Origin of the sequence: Nocardioides sp. (assembly GCF_047607365.1) — a bacterium.
Lineage (GTDB): Bacteria > Actinomycetota > Actinomycetes > Propionibacteriales > Nocardioidaceae > Nocardioides.
The window spans coordinates 1-5,970 of record NZ_JASGDD010000130.1 but is presented as its reverse complement, the minus strand read 5'-3'; the positions used below and the strand labels follow the sequence as shown (position 1 = coordinate 5,970).

Sequence of the window (5,970 nt, the reverse complement as noted above, 5' to 3'; positions counted from 1 at the left end):
GCGCTGGCCGTCGCGCTCACCCTGCTCCCGGTCGCGCTGATGACCGACGCCGCGTGGGGTCTGCGTGGCACGCTGCGCCCCAGCGACTACCCCGCCGAGTGGCTGGCCGCGCGGAGCATCGTCGCGCCCGGGCACGGCGACGCGCTGCTGCTCCCGCTGGGCAACTACCGGGCGCCTGCCTGGAACCACGGCACGCCCGTCATCGACCCGCTCGCGCGGCTGCTGCGCGTCGACACGACGATCGCCGACGACCTGGTCGTGGGCGGCGTGGTCGTTCCGGGGGAGGACCCGACCGCGCGCCGCGCGGCGGCGGCCCTCGAGCTCGCGACGCCCGAGGAGCGATCCGCCGCCCTGCGGCGCCTGGGCTTCGGCTGGGTGCTGGTCGAGCGCGACGCGGGCGACGCGCCGCAGGTCGCGGGTGCGGTCGTGCACGACGGGCCGCTGCTGGAGATCGTCCGGCTCGGCGGGTAGCCACGAGTCACGCGGAACGGAGCACGCGGGATTTGTGACGATGACCACACATCGTCCCGCGACTGATACGCTCGTTTCGTCTGGGAGGACAGGGAGGAGAGATTCAGTGTTTGGATCCGTGTTTGGACTTGGGTTCTTCGCGACCGTCGGCAGCGTGGTCGCGGGCGCGACCATCGCGACCGTCACGGTCGTCGGCGTGGTGAACACGACGGTCGACAGCGCGCCGCCGTCGGCCGGCAACGTGTCGAAGGCGACGACCATCGCCTACGGCACCCGCTGAGCGAAGAGCCGCCGGCAGGCAGAGACAGCGCAGAGACAGCTGAGCCCCGATCCACCGCGAGGTGGATCGGGGCTCAGCTCGTGCCGGGGGACCGGGTCGGATCCGGTCGGATCAGTCAGGTCGGATCGAATCAGTTCGTGGCGGCCGTGCGCTCGCCCCGGAGCGCGCCTGCGAGCACGCCGGCGAAGGCGTCGGTCGAGCGGGTCCAGGAGAACTCGCCGGCGTGGGCCAGCGCCCCCTGGGAGAGCTCCTTGCGCTCGACGTCGTCGGTGAGGACCGTCCGCAGCGCGTCCACGAACTCCTCGGCGTCGTCCACGAGCAGGCCGGAGACGCCGTGCGCCACCGACTCCTGCGTCCCGCCGGCGGCGCGGAACGCCACGGTCGGGGTGCCGAACCGCGCGGCCTCGGAGACGACCAGGCCCCAGCCCTCCTTGAGCGAGGGAAGCGCCATCGCCCACGACCGCTCGTAGACGGCGGTCTTCGTCTCCTCGTCGACGAAGCCGGTGAACTCGACGGCGTCGGCGGGCGCGTGGGCGCCGGCGTACGCGCGAAGCTCGTCCTCCCACCACCCGGAGCCGACGATCGTCAGCCGCAGGCCCGGGACCTCCGCGCGCAGCCGGGCCACGGCATCGATGGCGAGCTCGACCCGCTTGTGCGGGACGAGGCGGCCGACCACGCAGATGCTCGGCTGCTCGCTGCGGGTGGGGTGCTCGAGGACTGCGCTGTCGGTGCCGTTGTGCACGACGGCGATCCGGTCGGCGCCGATGCCCAGCGCGACGAGCTCGTCGCGGCTGGCGCGCGAGACGGTGACGTACTGGCACGCGCGGTACAGGCGCGGCGCCAGCCGGGACTCGATCCACCAGCCGACCCGGCCCATGAGCCCCGGGTAGACGACCGGCCACTGCTCGCGGTGGGAGTGGTGGACGAGGACGGTGACCGGGAGCCGGGTGACGAGGCGGCTGAGGAACGGCATGCCGTTCTGTACGTCGACGACCAGGTCGACGGGGCCGATGCCGCCGGGCAGGCGGCGGGTCAGCAGCGCGAGCATGCCCATGAGGTAGACGCTGAGCTTGCCGCCCCGGCGCAGGTAGTCGATCCCCTCGCGCCGCTCGCGGGTCGGGGCGCCGTCGTAGGCGGCCGTCACGATCGTCACGCGCGCTCCGCGCGCGACCAGGCCGAGGGCGATGCGCTCGAGATAGTGCTCGGCGCCGCCGCCCTCCGGATTGCCGGTGTCACGCCACGACAACATCGCCACGTGGCATCCACGGACGTCGCCAGTGACGGGTTCCCTCCCCAGAGCTCCCATGCCGCCAGCGTACGTCGTGGTGTGACGTCCCGCACATTCTTCGCCGACACCGGGGCGGGTCGGGGTGTCGGATAGGGTGCGCCGGTGCGCCGGAGAACTGACCTGCGGCTGGTGGCCTGCTGTGCCCTGCTCGTGGGCATCGCGTTCGTCCAGACGCCCGGGCTGATCGTCTCGGACACGAAGTTCGACCTCGCGGTCTCGCCGGTGGAGTTCCTGCGCCGGGCGCTGCACCTGTGGGAGTCCACGACCTCCTTCGGCCAGCTCCAGGACCAGTCCTACGGCTACCTCTGGCCCACCGGCCCCTTCTTCGTCGTGGGCCACGTGCTCGGCGTCCCGGCCTGGATCGTCCAGCGACTCTGGTACGCCGTCGTCCTCTGCGTCGCCTTCGCCGGCGCCGCGCAGGTCGTCCGTGCCCTCGGGGTGCGCCGCGACCTGGCGGCCCTCGTCGCCGGGTTCGCCTACGCGCTCTCGCCGGCGCTGCTGACCAAGCTCGGGCCGCTCTCGAGCGAGGCCTGGCCGTTCGCGATCGCGCCCTGGGTGCTCCTGCCGCTGATCCTCGGGTCGCGCGGCGGCTCGCCGCGCCGCGCGGGGATGTGGGCCGGTCTCGCTGTCGCCATGGCCGGGGGCATCAACGCCGTCGCCACCGCGGCCGTGCTGCCGCTCGGCGTGATCTGGCTGGCCACCCGCTCCCGCGGCCGGCGGCGCTGGTCGCTGCTCGGCTGGTGGGCCGCGTTCACCGCGCTCGGCACCGCCTGGTGGGTCGTGCCGCTGCTGATCCTCGGCCGCTACTCCCCGCCGTTCCTCGACTTCATCGAGAGCGCCGACACCACGACGTACGCGAACAACGTGGCGGACGCCCTGCGGGGCACCACCGACTGGATCGCCTACCTCGACACCAGCTGGCAGGCCGGGCATCAGCTCGTCACGACCGGCTTCCTCGCCCTCGACATCGCCGTCCTCGTCGGGCTCGGGCTGGTGGGCATCGCGCACCGCGGCCAGCCGCACCGGCTGTTCCTGCTGCTCAGCCTGCTGACCGGCCTGCTGCTCGTCACGCTCGGCCACCAGACGGGCGCGCACGGCTGGGGCGCGGGCTCGATCAACGACCTGCTCGACGGGCCGCTCGCCGCGATCCGCAACCTGCACAAGTTCGACCCGGTCATCCGGCTGCCGCTGGTCGTCGGCCTGGCGTGGACCGTGGACGTCGCGCTCGCCTCCGCGGCCCGGCCGGCCGTCCGCCGCGGCCTCCCGGCGCTGGTCTGCCTGGTCGCCTTCGCCGCCGCCACCCCCGCCTGGGCGGGCAGGATCGCGCCGACCTCGCCGGTGGAGAGCACCCCGCCGTACTGGTCGCAGGCGTCTGCCTGGGTCGACGGGCAGGACAGCGGCGTCGCGCTGCTGCTGCCGGGCTCCTCCTTCGGCCACTACCTCTGGGGCTCGCCCGACGACGAGCCGATGCAGTACCTCGACGCCAGCTCGTGGTCGATCCGCAACGCCGTCCCGCTGGTGCCCGCCGGCGACGCCCGGATGCTCGACGCCGTCGAGGCGAGACTCGCCCAGGGCGAGGGCTCCTCGGGGCTCGCTCCCTACCTCCGGCGCGCGGGCGTCGGGCTGCTGCTGGTGCGCAACGACCTCGTGCCCGACGACGACGTCCCGGAGGACGCGCTGGTGGTGCAGGCGCTGACGACGTCGCCCGGCATCGAGCTGGTGAAGGCCTTCGGCCCCGACGTCGGCGGCGACGCGGTCGTCTCCTCGAGCACCGGCCGGCTGGTCGCCGACGCCGGCTGGCGCCGGCACCGTCAGGCGATCGAGATCTACCGCGTCGAGGGCGCCGGCGACGCGCCGGTCTCCACGGACGCGACGCCCGTCGTGGTGGGCGGCCCCGAGGACCTGCTCGACCTCGCCGATGAGGGCGTCCTCGGCGAGGAGTCGACCGTGCTCGCCACCGACCTCGACAGCGCCGGCGGCCGCGCGTCGAAGGTCCCGACCGGCGACGTCATCCTCACCGACGGGCTCCTCGACCGCGAGCAGACCTTCGGCCGCGTGCACGACGCCGCCTCCGCGGTCCGCACGCCCGGCGACGTGCGCCGCACCGGCAACCGCGTGCAGGACTACACCCTCGGCGACGGCACCCGATGGCGTACGACGGCGCGGCTGGTCGGCGCGCGGGCCATCTCGGCCTCGTCCTCGGCCTCCGACGCGACCGCGCTGGGGGGCTCCGTCCAGGGCGAGCTGCCCTTCGCCGCCGTCGACGGCGATCCCGGCACCCAGTGGGTCTCCGGCTACGAGTCGGCCAGCCCGTGGTGGCGGATCGACGCCGGCCGCCGGATCACCGCCTCCCGCGTGCAGGTCACCCTCGGCGACGCCGTCGGCGCGGCGACCGTGCGGGTGCGCACGGCCGGCGGCGTGAGCGAGCCGATCGCGTTCGAGCCCGGCGCCACGCACGGCTTCGCCCTGCCCGCCGGCACGACGACCTGGGTGCGGGTGGAGGCCGCCGACGGCGGCGCGGGCGACGGCGGCCGGATCGCGCTGAGCGAGGTGACGATCCCCGGCGTCTCCGTACGACGCCAGCTCGTGCTGCCGACGCTCCCCGAGGGCTGGGCGCAGCCCTCCACGATCAGCCTCCACGCCCTCCAGGACGCGCGGACCGGCTGCGTCACCCTGGGCAAGCAGGTCCCCTGCCTCGCCGAGCGCGCCCGGGCCTCGGAGGAGCCGGCCGGCTTCGAGCGCGTCGTCACCCTCCCCGGCTCGGCGAGCTACACCGGGGCCCTCACCGTCCGCGCCCGTCCGGGCACGGCGCTGACGAGCCTGCTCACCGAGGGCTATCTCACCGGCGCGTCCGCCTCTTCCACCGGCGTCGACGACCCGCGCGCCTCGATCGTCGCCGCACTCGACGGCAAGCCCGGCACGACCTGGCTCGCCGACATCGACGACACCGAGCCGTCGGTCGAGGTGCACTGGGTGGGCACGCGCACCATCACCGGCATCACGGCCTCGGTCGCCGACGCCGCCCCCGCCCGCCAGCCGACCACGATCGAGGTGACCTGGCCCGGCGGCAGTCAGCGGGCCACGCTCGACGCCGACGGGCACGCCGACCTCGACCAGCCGGTGGAGACCGACCAGCTCCGGATCACCGTCACCGGCAGCCGCACCTCGGCGTGGGTCGACGACCAGGGCGGCTGGAACGCGCTTCCGGTCGGGATCAGCCGGCTCCGCCTCGACGGCCTCTACCGCCGCCCTCTCGGCCTCTCCGCCGAGACGCGGGACTGGGGCTGCGGCTCGGGCCCGGACATCACGGTCGGCGGCCGGACCGCCCCGTCGCGGCTGATCGCCTCGCCCGCGGACCTCTACGCGATGAAGGAGGTCACCGCCGTCCCCTGTGCGGACATCGACCTCACCTCCGGCGAGAACGACGTCACCGTCTCCGCGACCGACGCCGTGACCCCGGTGGGTCTCGTCCTCCGTGCCGGCCCGTCCAGCCCGGCGGGTACGACGTCACGCCCGTCGATCGCCTCCGAGACGCTGCGCGCCGGCGGCGCGGTGACCCGCACGATCGAGGCCGACCCGCGCACGCCGGTGATCGACCAGCGCGAGAACGTCAACGCCGGGTGGACCGCCACCCAGGGCGGCCGCGCGCTGCGGCCGGTCACGCTCGACGGCTGGCGGCAGGGCTGGATCGCCGACGGCAGCGGACGACCGGTCTCGGTGCGGTTCGGGCCGGACACGGCGTACCGCATCGGGCTCGGCGCCGGCCTGGCCGGGCTGCTGCTCCTGCTCGCCCTCACGCTGTGGCGCCGGTGGGGGAGCACCGCGCTGCCCGCCTGCGGCGACGCCGTCGCGCCCGCCCCGCTCCTCGTGCTCGTCACGCTCGGCAGCGCCGGGGTGCTCACCGGCTGGCCCGGCCTGGCGGCCGTGGCGG

At 74.8% G+C, this 5,970-nt stretch carries 3 protein-coding genes and 1 pseudogene; 3 read left to right on the top strand and 1 reads right to left on the bottom strand.

Annotation, left to right across the window (positions count from 1 at the left end):
* Positions 1-471 (top strand): annotated as a pseudogene (locus tag QM572_RS10370) (hypothetical protein); the annotation flags it as partial.
* Positions 472-589: 118 nt separating this feature from the next.
* A complete protein-coding gene (locus QM572_RS10365) occupies positions 590-751 on the top strand; it encodes a hypothetical protein (RefSeq protein WP_415092757.1) in 162 nt (53 codons plus the stop codon).
* 130 nt (positions 752-881) lie between these two features.
* Here QM572_RS10365 and QM572_RS10360 read toward each other — a convergent pair whose 3' ends face one another.
* Complete coding sequence (locus QM572_RS10360; protein WP_415092755.1) at positions 882-2,000, bottom strand: glycosyltransferase family 4 protein; 1,119 nt, start codon at positions 1,998-2,000, stop codon at positions 882-884.
* Positions 2,001-2,141: 141 nt separating this feature from the next.
* Here QM572_RS10360 and QM572_RS10355 point away from each other — a divergent pair.
* Positions 2,142-5,970, top strand: a 3,829-nt coding sequence (locus tag QM572_RS10355) for an alpha-(1->3)-arabinofuranosyltransferase family protein (RefSeq protein ID WP_415092753.1), incomplete at its 3' end; no start/stop codon positions are given.